This window comes from Pantoea sp. C1E2, from assembly GCF_056491465.1.
Window position 1 is genome coordinate 3,109,875 of the sequence record NZ_JBSZHT010000002.1, and the last position, 26,133, is coordinate 3,136,007.

Consider the following 26,133-nt stretch of genomic DNA (forward strand, 5'->3'; position numbering starts at 1 on the left):
AAATGGCAGCCTTTTGCAGTGATGTTTTGCTGTGTGCTAAGTCTTATTTTTTACGTGCGTACTTCAGTGAATCCAGTGCAACGGCGAAGATAATGATGCCGCCCTTGATAATGTACTGCCAGTAAGGGTTCACGCCGATATAGGTCAGACCGTAGTTGATGACGGTGAAGATAATCACACCGGTTACTACGCCCGCTACTGTACCCACACCACCGGCAAACGACACGCCGCCTACCACACAGGCCGCAATCGCATCCAACTCATACATAAAGCCGAGGTTGTTGGTAGCACTACCGATACGGCCCGCTTCCAGCATCCCGCCGAAGGCGTAAAACACACCTGACAGCGCATACACCAGAATCAGGTTCAGCGGCACGTTAACGCCTGAAACACGTGCGGCTTCAGGGTTACCGCCGATAGCGAAAATGTTCTTACCGAAGCGTGTTTTATTCCACAGAATCCACACGAATATGATGGCAATGAACGCGTAGAAGGTGATGAACGACAGCTTAAAATCACCGAAGCGCAGGAAGCCCTGAGCGAAAGTAGAGAAGCCGGAGTCAAAACCAGCCACCGGTGATGCGCCAACAAAGTCGTAATACAGCGAGTTAATGCCGTAAACGATAATCATGGTGCCCAACGTGGTAATAAACGGAGTCACTTTCAGGTAAGCGATGATGACGCCGTTCACCAGACCAATCACGCCACCGATGATGCACACGGTCAGAATGACCAGTGGAATCGGCACGGTATCCAGATGTGGGAACACCTTGTTGGCGTTATCCATGGATTGCAGCAAGGTAGCCGCAACCACTGCTGCCAGACCAACCTGACGCCCTGCTGACAGGTCTGTACCTTGTGTTACGATCAATCCGGCCACGCCCAGTGCAATAATAATACGCACCGAAGACTGGGTCAGAATGTTACTCAGGTTCATCAAACTTAAAAACGTCGGGTCCTGGAAAATAATAATTGCCAGCAGTACCAACAGGACAACGTAAATGCCGCCCTCTTTTAACCAGGTTAGCGCATTCTTTTTAGTAGTCGCTTTCATGTTAAAGCCCTTGCTTCATTAAAGGTGTAATGACGCTAAACGCAGGATTTCATTCTGCGAGGTCGTTTTGGTCTCGACAATGCCCGCTACCAGGCCATTACTCATCACTAAAATACGATCGGTAATTCCCAGCAATTCTGGCATTTCAGAAGAGATAATAATGATGCCCTTCTCTTTCTTCGCCAGCTCAGAAATCAGCTGATAAATTTCGAACTTAGCACCGACGTCAATGCCGCGCGTCGGTTCATCCAGCATCAATATTTCTGGCTGCGTTAATAACCAGCGACCAATAATAACTTTCTGCTGGTTACCACCGGAAAGCGAACCAATTTGCGTATGATGACCCGGTGTTTTCACGCGCATCGAATCGATCACCCATTGGGTGTCGCTTTTCATACGTTTATTGTCAAGCAAGCCGATGCTGGATTTATACTTCTTGATATTGGAAATGAGTGAGTTAAATCCAATATCCAGATAAGCATAAATACCGGTTGAACGACGCTCTTCCGTCACCAGCGCAAAACCGTGGTTAATGGCTTCATTGGCGCTGTGGTTATTGATCGCTTTACCGTGCAGCTTAATGGTGCCGCCTGATTTCTCGCGAATACCAAACAGCGTCTCAACGATGTCAGTACGTTTTGCGCCCACCAGCCCCGCTACGCCCAGGATCTCGCCTTTGCGCAGGTCGAATGAGATATCGCGAATCGACGGCTGACGCAACGAGGTTAAATGGCGCACCTCAAGAATGGTTTCGCCCGGCACGTTGGTCTTGTCGGGGAAGCGCTGATTCAATGAACGGCCAACCATCATCGAGATGATCTTATCCATGTCCAGCCCTTCCAGCGGCTGGGTGGCGATCCACTGTCCGTCACGTAAAATAGTAATCTCATCACACAGCTGGAAAATCTCTTCCATCTTGTGCGAGATATACACAATGCCGCAGCCACGATCTTTCAGCTTACGGATAATGGTGAACAGGTGATTTACTTCTTTCTCGGTCAGCGACGAGGTTGGCTCATCCATGATGACGATTTTCGCGTCATAGGAGAATGCCTTGGCAATTTCAATCATCTGCATTTGCGAAACAGACAGATTGGCCACTTTATCGCGCGGATCGATATCAATATCTAATTCGTCAAAGATCGCTTTGGTATCGCGATACATTTTATCCTGATCGACAAACACGCCTTTACGTGGATAACGGCCAAGCCACATGTTATCCATTACGTTGCGCTGTAATACCAGGTTTAATTCCTGATGCACCATCGAAACGCCATTTTCCAGCGCTTCTTTGGAGCTCTTGTAATCAATCTCTTCACCCTGAAACAGGATGCTCCCCGTATCTTTTTTATAAATGCCAAACAGGCATTTTAATAATGTGGATTTTCCGGCGCCGTTTTCGCCCATTAAGGCATGGACTGAGTGCGGCCGCACTTTCAAATTCACATTATCTAAGGCTTTCACCCCTGGAAATGATTTCGAGACATTCGTCATCTCCAGCAGATATTCACGCTGTGCGGTCGGATTCTCACTGGCCATAATTTACCTGGCTAAATAAAACGTGGGGCAGATGCAATAAGGCGCGGCGTACTGCCGCGCCCGGTACGTATTACTTCACAAACTGAGACAGGTTTTCTTTATCTACTGGCACGTAAGGAACACGTACGATTTTGTTTTCCATTTTGAAGTTAGTACCGGCTGTTGGCTCTTTGCCATCGGCCAGGTTCTTCGCGATATCAATGGTGGCTTTCGCCTGGTTTTCCGCATCGTTCAGCACGGTACCGGCCATCGCACCGGATTTCACCAGCGACAGCGCTTCTGGCAGCGCATCCACACCAAACACCGGAATGCTGGTTTTGTTGTGGGCTTTCAGCGCTTCAACCGCACCCATTGCCATCGCATCGTTATTGGCAATGATCACTTCGATTTTGTTGCCGTTCGGGCCAGACAGCCAGGCATCCACTTTGTCTTTTGCCTGAGCGGTATCCCACATTGCAGTGTCCATCGCCAACTGCTGAGTTTTCATGCCATCGGTGTTCAGGGTTTCGATCACGTATTTGGTACGCGCTTCCGCATCCGGGTGGCCTGGCTCGCCTTTCAGCAGGGCAAACTGAATCTGACCATCTTTGTTCAGATCCCAGGCTGGAGTGGCTTTCCAGTGCTTCTCAATCAGCTTCGCCTGAATGATGCCTGACTCTTTAGAGTCGGTGCCCACGTAGTAGGCTTTCGGGTAGCTGGCCAGCACTTTGGCGTTCGGCTCTTTGTTGAAGAACACCACTGGCACGTCATTGGCTTTTGCTTTGTCGATCACTACTGCCGCAGCAGCAGGGTCAACCAGGTTGATCGCCAGCGCTTTCACGCCTTTGGCCATCAGTACGTCAATCTGGTCATTCTGGGTAGACTGGCTGTTCTGCGAGTCATTCATCAGCAGCTGAATGCCGCCCAGTTTTTTGGCTTCGCTGTCGATGTCCTTGCGAACCATAGACATAAAGTTGTCGTCGTATTTATAAATTGTCACGCCAATGCGGGTATCGGCGGCGTGCGCAGTTGCACCAAACATCATGCTGGCAACCAGTGCTGTGAGCGTGAAAACCTTCTTATTCATGGTATCTCCGGTTTTTATGTAGGGCATATCATCGCGCTGTGCTGCCTGCGGGCAACCAGCGCAGTCGGTTCAAACTCATTCACCATCGCAATCCTGACTTCCCTGTACGTAAACGCTTCCTGAAGAGTGTTGTGAACTATTTCAATCGGCTACTGAAACCTGACGGGAGAAGGAGAACCCGGCGTTACATGATGTTTCAGTCCGGTAAGACGCTGCCATCATAGTGAGCGCCATGTTAATTAACTGTGAATGTAATCACAGATTGGAAACGGTTACACAGCGCTATCGCCTGAATTAGTGACCGACTCCACAGTTTGCCGCTGAGCAACGGAATGGCGGCGCACCAGGGTCGGCATAAAGCAGTGTGAGGATTCAGGATCAAGCTCTCCCGCCGCGCCTTTCAGGGCCAGCTCAGTGGCTAATTTTGCCATGGAAACAATGGGATAGCGTACAGTCGTTAATTGCGGATCGGTGTAACGCGAGATAGGAATGTCATCAAAGCCGACCACAGAGAAATGCTGCGGTACCTGAATGCCGTTGTCTTTCAATGCAGTCAGCGCACCGGCGGCCATGCCATCGCAGTAGGAGAAGATGGCGGTTAAATGCAGGTTACGGCCCAGTAACTCAACCATTGCGGCTTCGCCGCCCTGCATGTCCGGTTCACCGTGCGCAATCCAGGACTCCTGCGGGCGGATGCCCTGCTCTGACAGGGCCTGCAGCCAACCTTCACGTCGTTGCGTTACATCTTCAATCGGGTGGCTGGAGCTGAGATAACCAATGCGTTGATGCCCCTGTTGTAACAGCATGCGAGTCGCCATCAGCGATCCCGTTACATTATCCAGGCAGACACAACGATGCTCGTAACCGGGAATAGTCCGGTTAATCAGCACCATACCGGGAACCTGGTCCATAAAATGGCTTAGTTCTGCGTCTGAAAGCGTTTTCGCGTGCACCACCAGAGCGTTACATCGTTGACGTATCAGCACCTCAATGGCATGACGCTCTTTCTCTTCCTGATGCCAGGAGTTGCTGATTAACACGTGTTTGTGCACGCGCTGGGCGACGGTATCCACCGCTTTTACCAGCGCGCCAAAGAAGGGATCGGAAACGTCCATCACCACCACGCCAATGGTATCGCTGACCTGGGTCGCGAGTGCCTGCGCGTTGGCGTTGGGACGATAACCCAGTGATTCCGCCGCCTGGAGTACGGCTTCACGGGTATCAGGGGTGACTGCACTGCTGTTATTGAGCACACGCGACACGGTGGCTACTGATACACCGGCCTGACGGGCGACATCTCGAATCGTTATCATGCAGCTGTTCCACAGAGGAGAAAATGCGCGACAAGCGCGTAACGGCGCTATTTTGTCAGGGCATTTTGTTCAGCTGCGTGAATCACGTCACACGGATGAAAACGGTTACATACAAATCTGCAACCTTTGTGATGAACATCATTATCTGATGCGGGAGGAAGGTGGTGTTTTGCCGGCAGCGAGACGCGTGAGCTTACGCCAGATCCACTCCATCGGGCCCTGCGGGAAAAAGCGCAGCCAGAGCACAGAAAACAGGATGTTAACCAACCAGATAGCCGGGACCAGCGCCAGCAGGTGCAGGCGATCAAACTTGAGGAACAGATTGAAGCGATAGAATAGCGTGGTGCAGATGAGGGTCTGTAACAGGTAGTTGCTGAGCGCCATACGGCCAACGCATTGCAGCGCATAGCTGAAGCGCGTTGCACCAATTTGCGGCCAGAATCCAAAGCAAAGTGCCGCATAGCCAAGACTGATAAACGGGCTGGCGAGATCGCGCGGAACCTGCAACAAGAAGCCGCTCCAGCGGAATTCCCAGCCCAGCAACCACTGCGCCACAATACCGGGGATGGCAATCAGCCAGCCGATCGTCAGCAGCAGCGCTGCCGAGCGACGATAGTGCTGCACGCTAAACTCGCCCTTCAGCCAGCCGCTGCGCATCAACGCCGCGCCAATCAGCATCAATCCCGCCAGTTGCCAACCGTATTGTGCGGCGAGCGCCATCAAGCTGGATGAGAGATGATCGAGGCGGTTCTGCATGGCTTCCCAGCCGCCGGTCAGTTTCCAGTAGCTTTCATACTCGATATCAGCGGCTCCCGGCAGCCACGAACGGCCAGGTTCCGGGCTGGAAATGCCCCAAAACACCAGCAGCACGCCGCAACCGATCAGGTAAAGCAACACGCCAGTTTGCAGCAGAGCTTTGTCCGAAGGCACCTCACGCAGCATCCGCCAGATAATCAGCCCAATCAGGCCGTAATCCAGCAGGATATCCCCTTCCCAAAAGAAGATGCTGTGCATGAAACCCAGCAGAACTAACAGCGTCAGGCGCGCCGACATCCAGCGGCTGCCGCGCGAGATTTGCAGATAAAGGCCACCACCGAACAACAGCGCAAACAGGGTGAGGAATTTCAGTTGCGCCAGCCCATCCATCATCGCCCAGGTCCAGGCATCAGAAAGCGAGATAGTGCCCTGCCACGCCGGGTTGAGATAGGCGGCAGAGGGCAAGCCAAACCCTACGATGTTGAGCAATAGAATGCCGAGAATGGCGCAACCACGAATGAAATCCAGCGCAAGATAGCGTTGCATCGAGTGACCTGACGGAGAGAGAAAACGGGCGGCAATATGCCGCCCAAAGAACTAGCTGTGGCGCACCGCGCGTAAGAACTCCTGGCGCGTATTCTGGCTGGACTTGAACAGGCCACCCAGTGATGTGGTGGTGGTGGCGCTGGTGGCATCTTTCACGCCACGCGCTTTCACGCAGTAATGCACCGCATCAATCGACACCGCCACGTTGTTGGTGCCAAGCAAGGTTTGCAGCGCCACCAGCACTTGCTGGGTCAGACGCTCTTGTACCTGTGGACGCTGAGCAAAGAACTGCACGATGCGGTTGATCTTCGACAGACCAATCACTTTCTCTTTCGGGATATACGCCACGGTCGCTTTACCGTCGATAATCACGAAGTGGTGCTCACAGGTGCTGGTCAGGGTGATATCGCGCACGGTGACCATCTCATCCACCTTCATCTTGTTTTCGATGACGGTGATTTTCGGGAAGTTGGCGTAATCAAGGCCTGAGAAGATCTCGTCCACATACATCTTCGCGATGCGATGTGGCGTCTCCATCAGGCTGTCATCTTCCAGATCCAGATTCAGCAGCTGCATGATTTGGGTCATATGACCGGCGATTTCATGCTTGCGGGTTTCGTCATCCATTTCGCGCACCGGGGCGCGTAACGGCGTTTCCAGGCCACGCGCCAGCAGCGCTTCGTGAACCAGGGCGGCTTCCTGACTTAAGGTGCTCATCGTACTCTTTCTCCGGCAGGTGATGCGCCCGCAGATCGTCGCCTGCGGGGGAAATTCTGAGCGCGTATTGTGAAACACAACGCGCGCGTAATCCAGCAATCAATCTAATCGGAGATGAAAGCTTTTCATGGTGTCGAACGGCGCAGCACCAGTAAGCCCGCCAGAATCAGCGCGCCACCCGCCACCCACAAGGCGGGATCGAGACGGTGCCACAGCACACTGGAAATCCAGGAAAGCAGCGGTCCGCCCAACTGTCCGACCGCATAACCGGTGGTCAACAATCCGGCCAGATAACGCGCATGATGCGGTGCCAGTTCACGGCCATATTGCAGTGCCAGCTGCACCACGCACAAGAATCCGCCGCCGACTAACAGCGCGCTCATCAACAATCCATCCAGCCCCGGCAGGACAATGGCGGAGATGACACCAAGCGCCTGCGCCCAGAGCACGATCGCCAGCCGCACGTGGCTGCTGCCCCAGCGCCGCGTCAGAATGCCGAGCACGATGCCGATCACCGCCGCGCCGCCAAACACCGGCCAGACAAACTGTGCCAGCGCGCTGTCGGGGAAACGCGCGGCGGTCATCTGCGATAAAAAGGTCGCAGGCAGAATGTAGCCAAAACCGGCGAGACTGTAGCTCAGCACTAAGCGTTTCAGGTCACCGTTCAGTACCAAAGGCGCGGGGGCCTGATCGGGACGATGTAACTGTCCCGTGCGCGGTAAAAAACGTGCAATGGTTGCGATAAGGATCAGTGCCAGCAAACCATAAGCCGCCCAGCCCAGTGCCGCGCTGGCACCGCTGGCATGCAGCGCCACCGCCAGCATGCCGCTGATGAAAATACCGGTGCCGGGTCCGGCAAACACCGCCGCTGACAAGCCCGGACGCCCATGATGCAGCAGCTGCTCATTGCTCCACGCGGCGATCAGCACCATCGCCCAACCGCTGGCGCCGCCGATCACGAAGCGGATCAGACCATGCAGCCACGGCCCGCTGACGCAGGCAGACAGCAGCGTCAGGATCACCGCGCCCCATACACCAGCCTGCAGCCGCCATTCAACACGCTTGTGCGCGCGCATCGCATCAAACGAGCCGCACAGATAGCCGAGATAGTTGAGCGCCGCCACCAGACTGGCGCTGGTGAGGGTTAACTGATGGTCCTGAATCATCAGTGGCACCTGCGGGGTGAAAGCAAATCGCCCAATCCCCATTGCAACCACTAAACTTAAAAACGCGCTCAGCGCGACACGAAAAGCCATTTCCACTCCCGTTCAGATTCTTTTAGCACTTGTCATTAGCATGCATGACGATTACACTCACGAAAAGTGAATAATATTAACCAAGTTGTTTACGGAAAGAGAATATGGACTTAGTACAACTCCGCATGTTCTGTTCTGTGGCCGAAACCGGTTCGCTGGCGCGCGCCGCAGAGTTGCTGCATCGCGTGCCCTCCAATCTCACCACTCGTCTGCGCCAGTTGGAAGAAGAGATAGGTGTGGATCTGTTCATCCGTGAGAAGCAGCGTATTCGATTATCGCCAATGGGCCACAATTTCCTCAATTATGCCCAGCGTATTCTCAGCCTGAGCGATGAGGCACTGAACATGGCGCGCGCCGGTGAACCGGGCGGGAATTTTGCCTTCGGCTCGATGGAGAGCACCGCGGCCACCCGTTTACCGGGTTTGCTGGCGGCCTATCATCAACGATTTCCAACCGTGGCGCTATCGCTGGTGACCGGCACCTCGGGCGATATCATCGATAAAGTGCGCGCCGGTACACTGGCCGCCGCGCTGGTGGATGGCCCAGCCACCCATGACGATCTCAACGGCTGCATCGCGTTTCGCGAGGAGATGGTGCTGATCACCAGCCTCGATCACGACCCGATTACCAGCGCCCGCGACACGCAGCATGACACTCTGTTTGCCTTTGGTAATAGCTGCTCGTATCGCAGCAAACTGGAGTCCTGGTATCGCGAAAGCCAGACCTCACCGAAAAGCGTGATGGAGATTCAGTCTTATCACGCGATGGTGGCGTGCGTGGCGGGCGGCGCGGGCGTGGCGATGATTCCGGCGTCGGTACTGACGCAGATGCCCGGCCGCGCGCGCGTGCAGGAACATGCACTGCCGCCCGCTTACCGCGATACCGCCACCTGGCTGATGTGGCGCCGTGACGCCTTCACGCCCAACGTGGAAGCGCTGAAATATTTGATTATTGAAATGTTTGACGACCGCCCACTCAACGATGAGTTGCTGCATCCGCTGCAAACCGCTGAGTGAGTTTTTAATTTTAAGTAAATCACGACATCTGAAGAAGAGGGATTGCATGAACATGATTAAAACCCGCGCTGCCGTTGCCTGGGCAGCGGGCGAACCGCTGAAAATCGAAGAAGTGGATCTGATGCCACCGCAGAAAGGTGAAGTGTTAGTACGCATCGTCGCCACCGGCGTATGCCACACCGATGCCTACACCCTGTCCGGTAAAGATCCGGAAGGCGTGTTCCCTGCAATCCTCGGTCACGAAGGCGGCGGCGTGGTGGAAGCAGTAGGCGAAGGCGTGACCAGCGTGGCGGTCGGCGATCACGTGATCCCCCTATATACGCCAGAGTGCGGCAAATGTAAGTTCTGTCTGTCGGGCAAAACTAACCTGTGTCAGGCGATCCGCTCCACTCAGGGTAAAGGCCTGATGCCAGACGGCACTACCCGCTTCTTCAAAGACGGCAAGCCGATCTTCCATTATATGGGTACTTCAACTTTCTCTGAGTACACCGTGGTGCCGGAAATTTCACTGGCGGTGATCAGCAAAGAAGCGCCACTGGAAGAAGTGTGCCTGCTGGGCTGCGGCGTGACCACCGGTATGGGCGCAGTGATGAACACCGCCAAAGTCAAAGAAGGCGATACCGTGGCCATCTTCGGTCTGGGCGGCATTGGTTTGTCAGCGATTATCGGCGCAAAAATGGCGAAAGCCGGTCGCATCATCGGTATTGACCTGAACACCAGCAAATTCGACCTGGCGCGCAAACTGGGTGCCACCGATCTGATCAACCCTAAAGATTACGATAAGCCGATTCAGGACGTGATCGTGGAGCTGACCGACGGCGGCGTCGATTACTCCTTCGAGTGTATCGGTAACGTTAACGTGATGCGCTCCGCACTTGAGTGCTGTCACAAAGGTTGGGGCGAGTCAGTGATTATCGGCGTTGCCGGTGCCGGTGAAGAGATCTCCACGCGACCGTTCCAGTTAGTGACCGGTCGTGTATGGCGCGGTTCCGCATTTGGTGGCGTGAAAGGCCGTACCCAGCTGCCGGGCATCGTGCAGGATTATCTGGACGGTAAGTTCGCGCTGAATGATTTCATCACGCACACCATGCCGCTGGAAGAGATTAACGAGGCCTTTGATCTGATGCACGAAGGGAAATCCATTCGTTCGGTTGTGCATTTTAACAAGTAAAAAGGAGGAGTTATGGCATCCACTCTGGAACTGCTGGAAGAACATCGTATCTTCGGCGGCTGGCAGCAGCGCTGGCGTCATCAGTCGGCGGTGCTGAACTGCCCGATGACCTTCAGCATTTTCCTGCCGCCACCGCAGGATGACACGCCGCCGCCGGTGGTGTGGTTTCTCGCCGGACTGACCTGTACCGACGAAAACTTCACAACCAAAGCCGGTGCGCAGCGTGTTGCCGCTGAGCTGGGTCTGGTGCTGATTATGCCGGACACCAGCCCGCGCGGTGACGAAGTGGCCAACGACAGCGGCTACGATCTCGGTCAGGGAGCAGGTTTTTACCTCAACGCCACGCAGCAGCCCTGGGCGGCACACTATCGCATGTTCGATTACCTCAGCGAGGAGTTGCCGGCCCTGCTGGCGGACAACTTCAAAGTGAGCGATCGTCAGTCGGTAATGGGTCATTCGATGGGTGGCCATGGCGCGCTGATATTGGCGTTGCGTCAGGGTGGACGTTTTGCTTCGGCATCCGCGTTCGCTCCCATCGTCAATCCAACCGAAGTGCCGTGGGGACAGAAAGCCTTCACCGCCTATCTGGGTGAAGATCGCCAGACCTGGCGCGAGTGGGACAGTTGCCTGCTGATGCGTGAAGTGGAACAGCGCTTACCGATTCTGATCGATCAGGGGGATAGCGATCAGTTCCTCGCCGATCAGCTGCGTCCGGATCGTCTGGAAGCGGTAGCGCGTGAGCAAGGTTTCCCGCTGGAGCTGCGCGTCCAGCCGGGTTACGATCATAGCTACTTCTTTATCGCCAGCTTTGTCGAGGATCATCTGCGGTTCCACGCGAAGCATTTGTTGGTGTAGAGCGGGATAGTTGATGTAGATGACATAAAGGGCGCACCAGGTGCGCCCTTTATGGTTCTGGCAGGCGGCTAAAAATTCGCCCCCTGCCGCGGCTCTTCGGCTCGGTGTTAGCGTCGAACCTCAGCGTCTTTTCCGACGTTTAGACCAGCGATTCCGCCACTAAACCATCGATCATTACCTGCGGCATGCCCTGTGAGCAGTGCTCAATACGACCCCGCACGCCATACACCTGCGCCAGCGTTTCCGGCGTAATCACTTGTGACGGCTCGCCGTCCGCCAGTAAGGTACCCTCTTTCAACATCAACGCATGATCGGCATGACGCAGCGCGATGTTGATATCATGCACCACCACCACGGTCACAATATTGCGCAGGCGGGTTTCGCGGCGCACCAGATCCATTACGTGGAACTGGTAGTTCAGATCGAGCGCACTTAGCGGCTCATCCAGCAACAGCAGTTCCGGACGGCGAATCAGCGATTGCGCCAGACCCACCAGCTGTTTCTGGCCCCCCGACAGCTGATCGAGATAGCGCATCGCCAGATGGGCGATACCCAACTGCTCCAGCAAGTTCATGATCTCGGCTTCACTGGATGCGCTGTGCAAACCACCTGACGCACGTTGCGCCACGATGATCGACTCCAGCACATGCAGGTGCACGCCTGCCGGCAAACTTTGCGGCAGATACACCACGCGCTGAGCACGGCGGGCAAACGGCTGTGACATCAGCTCTTCGCCGTTCAGCCACAGTTCGCCCTGCCCTTTGCTCAGGCCTGCCAGCGCACGCAGCAAGGTAGATTTACCGCAGCCGTTGGGGCCAAGCAGCACGGTGATCTTGCCACGCGGCAGCAATGGCACGTTGAGATCTTCAATGACTTTACGCTTCGGATAACCGGCGTAGAAATGGCTGAGACCTAATCCCTGTTCCATTACACCGTCCCCCTATGACGCAGAATAATACTCAGGAAGAACGGCACGCCGACCAGCGAGGTCACAATGCCCACCGGTATGATCACACCTGGAATCAGGTTTTTCGAGGCGACGGACGCCAGCGACAGCACCAGCGCACCGACCAACGCACTGGCTGGCAGATAGTAGCGGTGATCTTCACCAAACATCATACGGGCGATATGTGGCGCCACCAGGCCAATAAAGCCAATCGGGCCAACAAAGGCTACTGCCAGCGCGGAGAGAATACTGATACGCAGCAGTGTGGCGAGGCGCAGACGGCGCACGTCGATACCGAAGCTCACCGCACGATCTTCGCCGAGGCGCAACGCGGTCAGTTTCCAGCTGCTGAGCATTGAGAATGGCACCAGAATGGCAAACGCGGCGGTCAACACACCGAGTTTCTCCCAGGAGGCTCGCGCCAGGCTGCCCATGGTCCAGAACACCAGGCCCTGCAACGTATCTTCGCTGGCGATGAACTGCATCATCGAGACTAGCGCGTTAAAGGTGAACACCAGCGCAATACCGAACAGCACCACGCCAGAAGTGGACACTTTGGTCCAGCGCGTCACGCCATCCAGCATCAGTGCCGCAAACAGCGCAAACACAAAGGCGTTCGCTGAGATAAACCACTGGTCTGGCACGCCGGGAATACCGATGCCAAGAATAATCGCCAGCGCCGCGCCGAAAGCGGCTGCTGAAGAGACGCCGAGTGTAAACGGACTTGCCAGTGGGTTATTGAGGATAGTTTGCATCTCAGCACCGGCGAGACCCAGCGAGAAACCAACAACCACGGCCATCAACGCATAAGGTAAGCGGATATCCCAGACGATCACGCGCGTGCCCGCATCTACCGCATCGGGATGGGTAAGCGTTTGCCACAGAGTGTCAAGGGAGAGCCCGGCCGGGCCGAGGGTGAAATCAAGAATCACTGACGCCAGAATGGCCAGCACCAGTACGCCAATCAGCATCAGGCGCTGACGTAATACCTGACGATAACGCGTCATGGTATCGGCTTCGCGGTTATTATCCGCCAGCAGCGCGGAATCCGTGGTCTGCATTGTTCTACCTGTTTCTTATCGAAATCATAACGGCAGCCACAATAGTGCAGGTGATAATAATTATCAATTATATCTGTATGACAAAGCCCAAAAAGCATGTGCGTGTAGACGCGTCATTTAACTTATGCGGTTGCGGACTTGGTGCGCATGAATACGTGATAGAAATGAAGCGGTTATCGGCCTAGTGCGCATCAATGCGTCATCGAAAATGTGCAGTTATCCGCCAGGTGCGCATCAATGCGCACCCTACGGATTTGTAGGGTCGCCATGAATGGCGACCCGGACGGGGTATTACTCTTTAAAGGTCGGGAATTCCATCTCGCTGTACTTCACGAAGCGCGAGCCGCGTGTCAGCTTATAACCCAGCCAGATCAGCAGGAACAGTGGAATGCCAATGTACGTTGCCGCCACGCCATACCAGTCGATACGATCCGCCAGGAAGGCCTGGTAGTTCTGCCCTAAAGTGATAATCAGACACAGCACGAAGGCAAAAATCGGACCCAGCGGGAAGAAGCCAGAGCGGTATGGCAGAGCCGCTAAATCAAGCCCCTGCGCCACGTAGCCGCGACGGAAGCGATAATGGCTAATCGCAATGCCCAGCCAGGCGATAAAGCCTGTCATGCCTGAGGTATTCAGCAGCCACAGATACACTTCCTGGTTGCCGAACTTCGAGCTGAGGAAGCAGAGCCCCGCCACCACGGTGGTGGCAATCAGTGCATTACGCGGTACGCCGCCTTTCGACAATTTGCCAAAAATACGCGGAGCTTTGCCTTCACGCGCCAGATTGAACAGCATGCGCGTCGAGGCATACATGCCTGAGTTACCCGCTGACAACACGGCGGTCAGGATCACCGCATTCATCACCGCGGCCGCCGACAGCAAACCGGCATTCTGGAACACCAGCGTGAACGGGCTGATAGCGATATCGGTGACATCGTTGTGCAGCAGCTTCGGATCGGTGTACGGCAGAATCAGGCTGATAATCAGAATCGCGAAGATATAGAACAGCAGAATACGCCAGAACACCTGACGCACGGCGCGTGGAATATTTTTCGCCGGATCCTGCGACTCACCGGCGGCGATGCCGATCAACTCAGTGCCCTGGAAGGAGAAGCCGACAATCATCGCCACACCGATCATCGCGGAGAAGCCACCGGCAAAAGGTGCATCGCCCACGGTCCAGTTGTGCCAGCCAGCATTTTCAGCGCCGCCCATGATGCCGACGATCATCAGCACGCCAACAATAATAAAGACGACTACCGTGACCACTTTGATCAGCGAGAACCAGTATTCCGCTTCACCGAATCCTTTGACCGAAATGTAGTTCAGTAAGAACATCAGGCCGAGGAACAGCGCGCTCCAGATCCAGCCTGGTGTATCCGGGAACCAGTAGTTCATCACCAGCTGTGAGGCCACTAAATCGACGGCGATGGTGACTGCCCAGTTGTACCAGTAGTTCCAGCCCAGCGCGAAGCCGAAACCTTCTTCAACGTATTTGGCGCCATAAGTGGCGAAGGAGCCCGAGACCGGCATAAATGCCGCCAGTTCGCCCAGGCTGGTCATCAGGAAATAAACCATCAGGCCAATCAGCGCATAAGAGAGTAATGCACCGCCGGGACCTGCCTGAGAAATGGTGGCACCTGAGGCGACAAACAGGCCGGTGCCGATGGAACCGCCGATGGCGATCATGGTGAGATGGCGCGCTTTTAATTCACGGCGCAGCCCAGGTTGTTGTGTTGTTTTTGAGTCATTATGCATGTGTAAACGCTATGCTGGATAAAAATAAGGCGCGATTGTAGCAGCTAACCCCTGGCTGTATAGCATTCACGGCGGGTTATTAGTTACCTTCATAATCGGCGCGAAATTATTAGCCGTTCACGTCATAACAGCCGCGATTACTCGCGGCAGTAGGAGAGAAATCGGTTTAACGCTTTCGACAAATGCTTCTGCCGATGATGGATGCGATACAGCGTGCGCGTCAGGCGTGGCAAGGGTACGGCCACTTCCACCAGCGTGCCTGCCTCCAGCAGATCGCTGATCACCCGGCGTGATAAACAGCTGATGCCCATGCCGTGTCGCACTGCATGTTTGATCGCCTCGGAATTGCCTAACTCCATGCCGAGTTGAAACTGCGGCAGGTGTGAGAGCAGCAGGTAATCGACAATTTCACGCGTGCCTGAACCGCGCTCACGCAGGATCCAGGGCGCGGCCGCCAGCGATTCCAGCGTGATCGGCTGCTGCAGGATGTCGGCATCCGGTGCAGCAAACACCACCAACTCATCTTCCAGCCATGCTTCACTAACGATATCCGGCTCATGGCACGGTCCTTCAATCAGACCGATATCCACGCGGAAATCCGCCACCGCGTTAATCGCATCCTGGCTGTTACCGACGCTAAGCTCAAGCGGCAGCATCGGGAAGTCACGGCGATAGGCAGCGATCATCCCTGGCAGTAAATAGTTGCCGATGGTGCTGCTGGCGAACAGGCGAATGGCACCATTATCTTCTTTAAACAGCTGTTCAATCTCTCCAGCCTGTTCCAGCAATCCTACCGCACGCGGATACAGCAGACGGCCATGCTCATTCAGCGCCAGTCGTTTGCCCACTCGGTCAAACAGTTTCACCCCGAGTTGATTTTCCAGATCGGCCAGCGCAGCACTGACCGCTGACTGCGACAGTGCCAGCACCTGCGAGGCCTGAGTGGTTGAACCGCTTTTCAGCACTTCGGTAAAGACTTCAATCTGACGCAGCGTGATATGCATGCGCCCTCCTCACATTGCGTAACGTTGCACAAGATAAGCCACTACCGCTAACCAGACGATCACCGTCAGGAAGAATCCTGCCCAGCTGACGATCTTCTTGCCGCGTGCCCGCTGTACATCAGCCCGCTCTGCGCTGCTGATCCGAATTTCGCGCGGGAGCAAACGCAGCAGGATGATCACACCCAGCGGGACGATGATGGCGTCGTCGAGTAAGCCGATGATGGGAATGAAATCAGGAATGAGATCGATGGGGCTGAGTGCATAGGCGACAATGCTAAATGCCAGCAACTTAAACCACCAGGGGGTACGCGGATCGCGGCAGGCAAACCACAGCGTAAGCACATCACGTTTAATTAATCGTGCCCAGCGTCGCAAGCGCATAAACATCCCGACTCTTCCTTATTAGTTATACTGGTCAATGGACAATATATTACCAATTTAACTTTTAAACCAGTCAGGCATAGGCGCAGGTAAGCTACCGCCATGTGAATGGCGGCGGAGTGAGTGTCAGGCTTTCATACCAATCAGTTCTTCCAGTTCTGTGTCACAGGCCGTGAACTCATCGGTGATGGTGCGGATCAGCCAATCCTGGTAGCCGAAGTTTTCCCGGCGAGAGTAAAGGCATTCAGAGCGGTACAATTTTTTCGGATCGCCGTGATTCACCCCATAACGATAGAAGTGGACCAGCGAATTATCGGTATCGGGCACGGCAAGCGTGAAACCGACTGCGCCGTTTCCATTATAAAAAAGGGTGACTGCGTTGGTTTTACCTAAAGTTAATTTATGGATTACGTTGAATTTTTCATGCTGCAAAGCGGTATCCAATGTACTTCTATAGGCTGTTTTCATGGTTATAGTTAAAAGTTTCTAATTTGTTAAACTATAGTTAACCAGAAAAAATGTGCACCTGCCAAATTTAGTAGGTGTCTCTCCGTGTTAGATAAGTGTCTACCCGTGCCGTTTTTCTCCCTGCAGGCAATGCGACATTTCATGGGCGTAACGCATCCGCTATGATGTGCGCTTTGCAGCAGCAATCGCCCAATCAGGAGAGCGGCATGAAATATATCGGCGCACACGTCAGTGCATCAGGCGGCGTAGACCAGGCAGTTATCCGTGCCCATGAACTCGAAGCCACAGCCTTTGCGCTGTTCACCAAAAATCAGCGCCAGTGGAAAGCCGCCCCGCTTTCAGGTGAGGTGATCGATGCCTTCAAAACCGCCTGCGAGAGATACAACTTCACTTCCGCGCAGATTTTGCCGCATGACAGCTACCTGATTAACCTCGGCCATCCGGTGATGGATGCGCTGGAGAAATCCCGCGAGGCGTTTCTTGATGAGATGCAGCGCGCCGAGCAATTGGGGCTGACACTGCTGAACTTCCATCCTGGCAGCCACCTGAAGCAGATTGAAGAAGAGGCCTGCCTGAAGCGCATCGCCGAATCGATCAATATCGCGCTGGATAAAACGCACAACGTGGTGGCGGTCATCGAAAACACAGCCGGTCAGGGCAGCAATCTCGGCTTCCGTTTTGAGCACCTCGCCACCATCATCGACCACGTCGAAGATAAGTCGCGCGTCGGCGTGTGCATCGATACCTGCCACGCGTTTGCTGGCGGTTACGATCTGCGCACTGAAGAAGCTTGCGTGGAGACCTTTGCGGAATTTGAACGTATTGTCGGTTTCCAGTATCTGCGCGGCATGCACCTGAATGATGCCAAAAGCACGCTTGGCAGCCGCGTGGATCGTCACCACAGCTTAGGTGAAGGCAACATTGGCAAGACGGTGTTTAGCTGGCTGATGAAGGATAAGCGCTTTGATGGCATCCCGATGATTCTGGAAACCATCAATCCGGATATCTGGAAAGATGAGATCGCGTGGTTGAAGTCGGAACAACAGGCGTAACGCAGACAGCAAAAAGGGAGCCGAAGCTCCCTTTTTCATATCCCGTGAAGATTACGCCGCTTTCGCCAGCTCTTCTTCCGGACGTTTCAGAATCGCGTAGCCGAGGCCAGCCACTGCGGTACCAATCACAATCGCCATCAGGTAACCCAGCACCGGCGTGATTGCGCCTGGAATCAGCAGGACGAACAGACCACCGTGCGGTGCCATCAGTTTCGCGCCAATCGCCATCGAGATTGCACCCGTCACCGCACCACCGATGATGCAGCAAGGCAGTACACGCATTGGGTCACGCGCCGCAAACGGAATCGCACCTTCAGAGATGAAGCACAAGCCGAGCACCAGTGCCGCTTTGCCACCTTCCTGCTGACCTTTGTTGAACTTGCGACGTGCCACAATTGTCGCCAGACCCATCGCTAACGGTGGCACCATACCGGCGGCCATGATCGCGGCCATCGGCGCATAGGTTTGCGAACTCAGCAGACCGACACCAAAGGCGTACGCCACTTTGTTCACCGGCCCCCCCATATCGGTACACATCATGCCACCGAGAATCGCGCCCAGCAGGACTGCATTGGCGGTGCCCATGTTCGCCAGCCAGTGAGTCAGGCCGCTCATGATGCCTGCAACAGGTTTACCCACCACGTAAATCATCAGCAGACCGGTAATCAAACTCGCCACCAGCGGAATGATCAGAATCGGTTTTAACGCTTCCATACTTTGCGGCAGTTTGACTTTGCTGCTCAGCATCTTCGCTGCGTAACCGGCAATGAAACCGGCGATGATCCCGCCAAGGAAACCGGCGTTAATGCTGGAGGCAATCATACCGCCAATCAGACCTGGGGTCAGACCCGGACGGTCGGCAATCGAGAAGGCAATAAAGCCTGCCAGCACTGGTACCATCAGCGCAAAGGCACTGCCGCCACCAATCTGCATCAACGCAGCCGCTAAAGTGCCCTGCTCTTTGAATGCGGTGATACCAAAGGCGAAGGAGAGCGCGATGCTCAAACCACCCGCCACCACCATCGGCAGCATGTAAGACACGCCGGTCAGCAGGTGACGATAAGCACCGGCTTTCTCTTTGCTGTCGCTTTGCGTGCTGGCAGACGCGTTGCCGCTGGGTTGATAAGTTTTGGCTTCAACCTGCGCTTTATCCAGTTCCTGCGCGGTTTTCTTCAGCGCCAGGCTGGTTGAGGTGCGGTACATCGGCTTCCCGGCGAACTTCGCCAGGTCCACATCAATATCCGCCGCCACGATCACCAGATCGGCCGCCGCCACTTCTTCTGGGGTGATGGCATTGCCGGCACCCACAGAACCGCGGGTTTCTACTTTCACCCACCAGCCGCGTTTGGTCGCTTCAGCCTGAATAGCTTCTGCCGCCATAAAGGTGTGCGCTACGCCGGTTGGGCATGCGGTTACCGCGACAATGCGTTTCTGACCGGTGCTCTGAGCGGCAGCCGGAGCAGCAACCGCCGCAGCAGCATGCCAGACTTTGGCACTGGCTTTAGCCTGGTTAATAGCAGCCAGCGGATCGCGCAGCGCCTGCTGCACATCCACCAGCGCCACGGATTTTCCTGCCAGCTGCGCATCGTTCGGCACATCATGGCCAGCAACCAATACCAGTTCAGCATCGGCCGCGTTGTCGGTTAGCGTCAGGCCAGCCTGTGCAGCGGTTGCGCGCAGACGTTCTAAAGCCAGATGTCCTGATGCCAGTCCCAGTGAAGAATCTTTTATCAGCAGCGTTTTCATTATCGCTCTCCTGCTGTTAGTTAACGGGTTGTAAGTCGACGCGCGCCATCATCGCGGCCAACTGGGTACGATCGGTTACACCAACGTTGCTCTGGCTCACCGCCATGGCAGCCACTGCGGTAGCCAGACGCAAGGTATGCTCGCTGGATTCACGCATCAGCAGCCCGTAAATCAGGCCACCGACCATTGAATCTCCTGCGCCTACGGTGCTGACCACTTCACAGGCTGGTGGTTTGGCGAGCCATTCGCCAGAGGCGTTGACCCACAGTGCACCTTCCGCACCAAGGGAAATCACCACATGGGCAATGCCCTGCTCACGCAGTTCATGCGCGGCACCAATCACATCCTGCAGCGTAGGCAGCTTGCGATCGGCCCAGATTTCCAGTTCACGACGGTTAGGCTTCACCAGCCACGGCGCGGCTTTCAGTCCGGCCACCAGCGCTTCACGGCTGCTGTCGAAGATGATGCACGGGCACAGGGTGCGCAGATCGCTCATCCATTTGGTGAACGCTTCTGGTGCCACGCCCGCTGGCAGGCTGCCGCTGACGCACACCATGTCGAACTGTCCCAGCCAGGTCAGGGAATCGGCAGTGAAGCGATCCCAATCCTGCGCGGTGACATTAAAACCAGAGAAATTCAGATCGGTGACTTCACCGTCTTTTTCCGTCAGCTTAACGTTGATGCGGGTACGGCCCTGCACCACCTGGAAACGGTTGGCGATGCCCAGTTCGCTGAACAGCTGCTGGAAACCGTCCTGATTCTCTTTACCCAGGAAACCGCCTACGGTGACGTCAATGCCGAGATCTTTTAGCACTTTGGCAACGTTGATGCCTTTACCCGCCGCGTGCAGACCGGTGGTTTTCACCAGATTGACTTCGCCACGTTCGATTTCTGGCGTGTAACCCACCAGATCATAGGCTGGATTCAGTGTGATTGTGGCAACGCGGCGGCTCATGCTACCCCCTCGCCCAGGCCAGAGTTGATGGCTTCTTCGATGGCATTCAGTGCCTGCTGTGCATCTTCACCGCTGGCGGTAAAGCGCAGGCGATGGCCTTTCTTCACGCCCAGCGCCACCACTTTCATCAGGCTGCGTCCGTTGGCCGGTTTGCCGCTGCCATCGAGGTTGGTGACGGTGATGTCACTGTTGAACTGTTTGATCACGGTGACCAGCGCGGTGCCCGGACGTGCGTGCAGTCCGTGCTCGTTGCGGATGGTGAATTCAGCCACTAACTGCTCGGCGCTTTCATCCACTTCACTGGTCAGTAGCGCCAGGATGCCGGCAGCATCGGCTTTCAGCAGACGTTCAGCTTTGTTGCTCAGCAGCAGATTGCTCAGATAACCCAGCACTTCCAGCGGACGGTCGTCCGTGGCTGCCACGGTCAACAGCAGCGCCACATTTTCGCCCTGATGCACAAATGGCGTGGCGGTGCGGCTAACGGCGATGGCGCTATTCAGGTTGCCGTTGGCGCTGTCACTCAGCCAGATACCCTGACCAAGGCTCAGTGGGGTGCGCGATACCGCATCCGCCACAAACGCCGCTTCAACGGCACCCGCTGCCTGTAAACGTCCCGCGTTGAGCGCCTGCAGGGTGATGAGATCGCTGGCTGCAACGTCAACCGCAATCAGCGAGGTATCGAATTTGAATTCAGCCGCCTGCTTTTCACCCATCAGAATGGCGCGAAGGTCTTCGGCCGATGCCGTTTTCAGCTGCTCAGCGATGCTGTCATCGCTCAATACGTGCGTCAGCTGGCGCAGCAGCGCAAGATGTTCATCTGATTTCGCCGCAATACCGATGGCGACATAAGCCGTTTGCCCGTCGCCCCACTCCACGCCTTGCGGGAACTGATACACCTGAACGCCGGTTTTCAGCACCAGATCGCGCGTATCAGTGGTGCCATGCGGAATGGCAATACCATTTCCCAGGAAGGTGGTGGTCTGCTGTTCGCGCGCCAGCATGCCGTTGATGTAGCCCTCCGACACATTACCGGCTGCGGTTAACGCAGCGGCAACCTGACGGATAGCCTCTTCTTTATTCTGTGCACTGGCACCGGTATGGATGGCCTGAACGTCGAGCTGGAACATATTTCTCCTCGCTTGCTGAAATTGAATCGTTTCAGCTTAATGGCGAAAAATTACGCTGCACATATCGGGGTGAGCCGCGATGACAACGCTGAAACGTTTCAGGGAATATGGTACAGCTTGAGAAAGCAGGCAAGAAAATGCGCGATCGGCGTAGCAGATTTTTGATGTTCCGCACACTTCATATTGGATTTAAGATTTTTCAGGCCTGTGCGGCTGACGTTTTTGCTGTAACGCATGGGTCACATAAGGCAAATTCTTCAGCACCGCGTCAGCAAATTAAGGCGCGGTATCCGCTTCGAGTTGTAACAGGAAGGTCATCGCAGCTTCGCGACTGCTGCCGCACATCTCTGCACTGGGCTGTAAACCCGCACAGACTGCGGGACGCAGCGGAGAACCAAAAATTTTGCAGCGCTGATTGTCATCAAGCTGAACGCAGCGGGTATTGGCCGGTTTGCCATGGGGCATGCCGGGGATCGGGGAAGAGATTGAGGGGGCTGTGCAACAGGCACCGCACTGGTCACGACAAAACATCAATGCGCTCCTGAGGGATTTCGCCGCGACAATAGCAGGCTGATGCCGGGAATGCCATGCGCGCTCAACAATTTTACACCGCCTCACTTGCCTGTTTTTCACCGCGCGAGTAACGTGGCGCGCATTAACCTTCTCACAGCGAGTCACACATCATGCCAAAGGCAAATGAAATCAAAAAAGGAATGGCTGTCACCTGGAACGGCAAACTGTTGCTGGTGAAAGACATTGATGTCCAGAGCCCGAGCGCACGCGGTGCTGCCACCCTTTATAAGATGCGTTTTACCGATGTACGCACCGGCCTGAAAGTGGAAGAGCGCTTTAAGGGTGATGATATTATCGATGCCATTCAGCTCAGCCGTCGCGCCGTGACCTTCTCTTATATAGATGGTGACGAATACGTGTTTATGGATGATGAAGATTACACGCCGTACAGCTTCAAGAAAGATCAAATTGAAGAAGAGCTGCTGTTCATCCCGGAAGGCGGTATGCCTGGCATTCAGGTGTTAACCATGGATGGCCAGGTGCTGGCGCTGGAACTGCCACAGACGGTGGATATGGAAATTGTCGATACTTCACCAGGCATTAAAGGCGCGTCTGCCAGCGCACGCACCAAACCTGCTGGCATGAGCACTGGCCTGTCGATTCAGGTGCCGGAATATCTGAGTAATGGCGACCGCATCCGCATTCACGTGGCTGAACGCCGCTATATGAGTCGCGCGGACTAACCGCACGATTTTATCCGGCCGCCGAAGGTTGTTATAGTATAACAACGTCGTGCGCGCCGGGTATGTTGTCCGCGCGCCTGTAAATGGAGCCTATAATGACGCGCGTTAATGTAATCACCGGATTTCTCGGCAGCGGTAAAACCACCACCCTGCTGCATCTGTTAGCCCACAAACCGGCCAATGAGAATTGGGCGATTCTGGTTAACGAGTTTGGCGAAGTGGGCATCGACGGCGCACTGCTCGCCGATCGCGGTGCCACGCTAAAGGAAATTCCTGGCGGTTGCATGTGCTGCGTGAACGGCCTGCCTCTGCAGGTCGGGCTCAATATGCTGCTTAAGCAAAATAAGCCCGATCGTCTGATTATCGAACCCACCGGCCTTGGCCATCCTAAACAACTGCTGGATATGCTACGTGCCGCCGTGTATCAACCCTGGATTCAGGTTGATGCCACCATCACGCTGCTTGATCCGCGCCAGTTAGCCGATGCGCGCGTCGTCGAGAATGAAAACTTCCGCGATCAGCTGACCGCCGCCGATATTATCGTCGCTAATAAAAGCGATCGCTGGAGCGAGGAAGATCGTCAGCGCTTGCAGCAATGGCAGCAGCACAATCTGGGCGATCGCCAACTGGTCGAGTCGGCGTGGGGAAAAGTCGATCCCACATTGCTATGCCAGCCCGCGTTGGCGGATCGTGCGGTTCCTGAAGCAGCCCATCATCACCATGCGTCACGGCCAAAAGGACTGGCGGCGCTTAAACTTGAGGGTTCCGCGCGTTGGCGCCGTGCACTAAATGAAGGCCAGGGCTATGCTTCCTGTGGCTGGATTTTTGATGGTGATACGGTGTTCGATACCATCCCGGCGCTAGAGTGGGCGCGGCTTGCACCGGTGGATCGCGTCAAGGGCGTTCTCCGCACGCCAGACGGTCTGGTGAATATCAATCGTCAGGGAGATGACTTCTTTATGGAAACGCGCACCACCACGCCGCCGGACAGCCGCATTGAGCTAATCCACCACCAATCTGTGGACTGGAACGTTTTGCAATCAACCTTGTTGAAGATTCGTTTAAATTAGCTGCGTTAGGTTGCCCCGTTATTTTTCTTTTTGAGTCTATTTTTTATGCGCGCGTCTCGTTTAATCACCATCCTGTTGCTGAATGCATTGGGGCTCATGCTGTTCTTCTCGTGGTATCTGCCGCCAGACCATGGTTTCTGGTTTGGTATCGATAAAGCCATCTTCTTTAGCTTTAACGATAAGATGGTGGATCACCACGGCTTCGCTTTACTGGTGGCGATCACCAATTACCGTGGTTTTGACGCGGTATCACTGCTGGCGATGGGTCTGCTGTACTTGTGGTTCTGGCGTCGTGAAACGCCACAGGGCCGCCGCCGCATGCTGGCCATTGGCATTACCATGCTGCTCACCGCCGTGGTGCTCAATCAACTGGGTCATTTGATTCCTGTGCAACACGCCAGCCCAACGCTGTTCTTTGACAACGTGCATCGCGTGAGTGAACTGACAGGAATTCCAGCGAAAGATGCCTCCAGTAATAGCTTCCCAGGCGATCACGGCATGATGCTGATTATTTTTGCCTGCTTTATGTGGCGTTATTTTGGCTTCCGCGCATTTCTGGTGGGTTTAGTGATTGTGGTGGTGTTTGCCCTGCCGCGCGTCATGGCGGGTTCCCACTGGTTTACGGATATTGCGGTGGGATCGATGTCGGTGATTCTGGTGGGATTGAGCTGGTGCTTATTAACCCCACTCAGTGACAAACTGGTCAATTGGCTCAATCGCACCCTGCCCGGGAAATATAAGCCACGCACATAATTGTTAAGCGCGGATGACAATAAGCAGAAAAGTCGATCATCCGCGCTTATCGAATTCAGAAATACATTATTAGCAGACTAACGTTTTTCTATTAAAAGAAAACATTATGATGCAAAACGCGTAACAATCGCCTTTTTCCTGGGTTGTCCAGCCAGAAGCCTCTCAAAATCAGCCTTAGCGCCGGAATTAGCACCTGAAAACCCGCCTTATTGGCTATTAAATCGCTACCAATCGTTGATAAAGTAACCATTGTGTTACGGATTGATTTCACATCAATAAAAGCGATGAAAATTTATATAAAAGCACTCGCCACGCGGTCTGTAATCGGTTAACCTCAAACGCGATTACTTAGAGTGCAGCATAAAATTCGGTGCCTTATGCAACAAAAATGTGTTCATTAACACATTTTAGTAATTAAGGAATTGTCTTAAGCGCTTGCTCTTATTAATCTCAAACCCGTTTTGTCATCTGGCTGACGACATTGTGTCGTAAGGACATCAAAGGAACACACGTATAATGGTCAAGTCTCAACCAATACTGAGATACCTCAGGCGGATCCTTCCCGCAGTAGCATTAGCAACACTCTTATCGGCATGTAGCAGTACGCATAACGGTCAGAACGCGAATAACGAGAATCATGAAGTTAACAACCAGAATGGTTTTTTACTTCAAGCGTCTCAGGACGAATTTGAACAGATGGTGCAGAATGTGGACATTAAGTCCCGCATCATGGAACAGTACAGTGACTGGAAAGGTGTTCGCTATCGCTTAGGCGGTGACACCAAACGTGGCATTGATTGTTCTGCTTTTGTTCAGCGCACCTTTCGCGAGCAGTTCGGTTTAGATTTACCTCGTTCAACGTCAGAACAGCAGGATACTGGCAAAGAGATTTCTCGCGGCAAATTGCGCCCGGGCGATTTAGTGCTGTTCCGTGCCGGTTCTACCGGACGACACGTTGGCATCTATCTGGGTAACGATAACTTTGTTCACGCGTCCACCAGCAGTGGTGTGATGATCTCCAGTTTAAACGACAGTTACTGGAAAACGCGTTACCGTGAAGCCCGCAGGGTTTTAGCTAAAAACCCTAGCTAACGTATCCTTTTGAAGATCCTCTCAGCCAGAGAATCAGAAAACGCTGCCCAGGCAGCGTTTTTTTTCGCCTGATGTTTCTTAACGCAAATCCGATTGATAAAAAGTAATTGAGAATCAGAAATATAACGAGACTTTTCGCGCTTCCTCGTTATATTCTCGTTTGCTTACTGGCAGC

General features: G+C 54.5%; 25 protein-coding genes. 8 read left to right on the forward strand and 17 right to left on the reverse strand.

Going from position 1 to position 26,133, the window contains the following annotated elements; translation table 11 throughout:
• Nucleotides 1–43 precede the first annotated feature (43 nt).
• From mglC to ACXI0A_RS14945, 7 genes are all read right to left on the reverse strand, one after another.
• Nucleotides 44–1,054, reverse strand: a complete 1,011-nt coding sequence (gene mglC, locus ACXI0A_RS14915; RefSeq protein ID WP_038645867.1) for a galactose/methyl galactoside ABC transporter permease MglC — start codon at nt 1,052–1,054, stop codon at nt 44–46.
• 18 nt (nt 1,055–1,072) lie between these two features.
• Nucleotides 1,073–2,593: a galactose/methyl galactoside ABC transporter ATP-binding protein MglA gene (gene mglA, locus ACXI0A_RS14920; protein WP_224931205.1), complete on the reverse strand. Its 1,521-nt coding sequence runs from the start codon at nt 2,591–2,593 to the stop codon at nt 1,073–1,075.
• A gap of 70 nt (nt 2,594–2,663) precedes the next feature.
• Nucleotides 2,664–3,659 carry a galactose/glucose ABC transporter substrate-binding protein MglB gene (gene mglB / locus ACXI0A_RS14925; protein ID WP_224931203.1) on the reverse strand — a complete coding sequence of 332 codons (996 nt, stop codon included), beginning with the start codon at nt 3,657–3,659 and terminating at the stop codon, nt 2,664–2,666.
• A gap of 272 nt (nt 3,660–3,931) precedes the next feature.
• Nucleotides 3,932–4,972, reverse strand: a complete 1,041-nt coding sequence (galS, locus tag ACXI0A_RS14930) for an HTH-type transcriptional regulator GalS (protein ID WP_224931201.1) — start codon at nt 4,970–4,972, stop codon at nt 3,932–3,934.
• A gap of 141 nt (nt 4,973–5,113) precedes the next feature.
• Nucleotides 5,114–6,274, reverse strand: coding sequence for a DUF418 domain-containing protein YeiB (gene yeiB, locus ACXI0A_RS14935; RefSeq protein WP_476147987.1), 1,161 nt, complete (start codon nt 6,272–6,274; stop codon nt 5,114–5,116).
• Nucleotides 6,275–6,325: 51 nt separating this feature from the next.
• Nucleotides 6,326–6,991, reverse strand: coding sequence for a GTP cyclohydrolase I FolE (gene folE, locus ACXI0A_RS14940; protein ID WP_100701043.1), 666 nt, complete (start codon nt 6,989–6,991; stop codon nt 6,326–6,328).
• A gap of 125 nt (nt 6,992–7,116) precedes the next feature.
• Nucleotides 7,117–8,247, reverse strand: coding sequence for a YbfB/YjiJ family MFS transporter (locus ACXI0A_RS14945; RefSeq protein WP_476147986.1), 1,131 nt, complete (start codon nt 8,245–8,247; stop codon nt 7,117–7,119).
• 104 nt (nt 8,248–8,351) lie between these two features.
• On the opposite strand from ACXI0A_RS14945, the gene ptrR reads away from it, so the two are divergent.
• Genes ptrR through fghA form a run of 3 tightly spaced genes read left to right on the forward strand, consistent with a single transcriptional unit; the run spans nt 8,352 to nt 11,289 of the window.
• Nucleotides 8,352–9,263, forward strand: a complete 912-nt coding sequence (gene ptrR, locus ACXI0A_RS14950) for a putrescine utilization regulator PtrR (protein WP_476147984.1) — start codon at nt 8,352–8,354, stop codon at nt 9,261–9,263.
• A 46-nt stretch (nt 9,264–9,309) separates the two neighbouring features.
• The gene (locus ACXI0A_RS14955) at nt 9,310–10,434 is read left to right on the forward strand and encodes an S-(hydroxymethyl)glutathione dehydrogenase/class III alcohol dehydrogenase (protein WP_100701046.1); all 1,125 of its coding nucleotides are present in this window, start codon (nt 9,310–9,312) and stop codon (nt 10,432–10,434) included.
• 12 nt (nt 10,435–10,446) lie between these two features.
• A complete protein-coding gene (gene fghA / locus ACXI0A_RS14960; RefSeq protein ID WP_476147982.1) occupies nt 10,447–11,289 on the forward strand; it encodes an S-formylglutathione hydrolase in 843 nt (280 codons plus the stop codon).
• Between the two features lie 139 nt (nt 11,290–11,428).
• On the opposite strand, the gene ACXI0A_RS14965 is transcribed toward fghA, so the two are convergent.
• From ACXI0A_RS14965 to ACXI0A_RS14990, 6 genes are all read right to left on the reverse strand, one after another.
• Nucleotides 11,429–12,217 (reverse strand): ABC transporter ATP-binding protein, encoded by a 789-nt coding sequence (locus tag ACXI0A_RS14965; protein WP_224931193.1) that lies wholly within the window; start codon nt 12,215–12,217, stop codon nt 11,429–11,431.
• Nucleotides 12,217–13,296 carry an iron chelate uptake ABC transporter family permease subunit gene (locus ACXI0A_RS14970; protein WP_476147981.1) on the reverse strand — a complete coding sequence of 360 codons (1,080 nt, stop codon included), beginning with the start codon at nt 13,294–13,296 and terminating at the stop codon, nt 12,217–12,219. The genes ACXI0A_RS14965 and ACXI0A_RS14970 overlap by 1 nt, the downstream gene beginning before the upstream one ends.
• Before the next feature lie 291 nt (nt 13,297–13,587).
• Complete coding sequence (locus tag ACXI0A_RS14975; RefSeq protein ID WP_224931189.1) at nt 13,588–15,054, reverse strand: amino acid permease; 1,467 nt, start codon at nt 15,052–15,054, stop codon at nt 13,588–13,590.
• Nucleotides 15,055–15,191: 137 nt separating this feature from the next.
• Nucleotides 15,192–16,058: a DNA-binding transcriptional regulator YeiE gene (gene yieE / locus ACXI0A_RS14980; protein WP_224931187.1), complete on the reverse strand. Its 867-nt coding sequence runs from the start codon at nt 16,056–16,058 to the stop codon at nt 15,192–15,194.
• A gap of 9 nt (nt 16,059–16,067) precedes the next feature.
• Complete coding sequence (locus ACXI0A_RS14985; protein ID WP_224931186.1) at nt 16,068–16,445, reverse strand: YkvA family protein; 378 nt, start codon at nt 16,443–16,445, stop codon at nt 16,068–16,070.
• A gap of 120 nt (nt 16,446–16,565) precedes the next feature.
• Entirely contained in the window at nt 16,566–16,883 is a 318-nt protein-coding gene (locus ACXI0A_RS14990; protein WP_224931184.1) for a hypothetical protein, read from the reverse strand.
• A gap of 230 nt (nt 16,884–17,113) precedes the next feature.
• Between ACXI0A_RS14990 and nfo the strand changes: the two genes are divergently transcribed.
• Entirely contained in the window at nt 17,114–17,959 is an 846-nt protein-coding gene (nfo, locus tag ACXI0A_RS14995; RefSeq protein ID WP_476147977.1) for a deoxyribonuclease IV, read from the forward strand.
• Nucleotides 17,960–18,010: 51 nt separating this feature from the next.
• On the opposite strand, the gene fruA is transcribed toward nfo, so the two are convergent.
• From fruA to ACXI0A_RS15015, 4 genes are all read right to left on the reverse strand, one after another.
• On the reverse strand, nt 18,011–19,705 hold the full coding sequence (gene fruA / locus ACXI0A_RS15000) for a PTS fructose transporter subunit IIBC (protein ID WP_476147976.1): 1,695 nt from the start codon (nt 19,703–19,705) through the stop codon (nt 18,011–18,013).
• A 16-nt stretch (nt 19,706–19,721) separates the two neighbouring features.
• Nucleotides 19,722–20,660 (reverse strand): 1-phosphofructokinase, encoded by a 939-nt coding sequence (gene fruK / locus ACXI0A_RS15005; protein ID WP_476147974.1) that lies wholly within the window; start codon nt 20,658–20,660, stop codon nt 19,722–19,724.
• Nucleotides 20,657–21,787, reverse strand: a complete 1,131-nt coding sequence (fruB, locus tag ACXI0A_RS15010; RefSeq protein WP_224931177.1) for a fused PTS fructose transporter subunit IIA/HPr protein — start codon at nt 21,785–21,787, stop codon at nt 20,657–20,659. Before fruB ends, fruK begins: the two co-directional genes overlap by 4 nt.
• Before the next feature lie 276 nt (nt 21,788–22,063).
• Entirely contained in the window at nt 22,064–22,318 is a 255-nt protein-coding gene (locus ACXI0A_RS15015; RefSeq protein ID WP_200569278.1) for a YkgJ family cysteine cluster protein, read from the reverse strand.
• Between the two features lie 152 nt (nt 22,319–22,470).
• On the opposite strand from ACXI0A_RS15015, the gene yeiP reads away from it, so the two are divergent.
• From yeiP to mepS, 4 genes are all read left to right on the forward strand, one after another.
• On the forward strand, nt 22,471–23,043 hold the full coding sequence (gene yeiP, locus ACXI0A_RS15020) for an elongation factor P-like protein YeiP (RefSeq protein ID WP_224931173.1): 573 nt from the start codon (nt 22,471–22,473) through the stop codon (nt 23,041–23,043).
• Nucleotides 23,044–23,138: 95 nt separating this feature from the next.
• Entirely contained in the window at nt 23,139–24,113 is a 975-nt protein-coding gene (locus ACXI0A_RS15025; RefSeq protein ID WP_476147972.1) for a GTP-binding protein, read from the forward strand.
• A 45-nt stretch (nt 24,114–24,158) separates the two neighbouring features.
• Entirely contained in the window at nt 24,159–24,866 is a 708-nt protein-coding gene (locus ACXI0A_RS15030; RefSeq protein WP_476147970.1) for a phosphatase PAP2 family protein, read from the forward strand.
• A gap of 516 nt (nt 24,867–25,382) precedes the next feature.
• Nucleotides 25,383–25,958, forward strand: a complete 576-nt coding sequence (mepS, locus tag ACXI0A_RS15035) for a bifunctional murein DD-endopeptidase/murein LD-carboxypeptidase (RefSeq protein WP_224931167.1) — start codon at nt 25,383–25,385, stop codon at nt 25,956–25,958.
• The last annotated feature ends 175 nt before the right edge of the window (nt 25,959–26,133 follow it).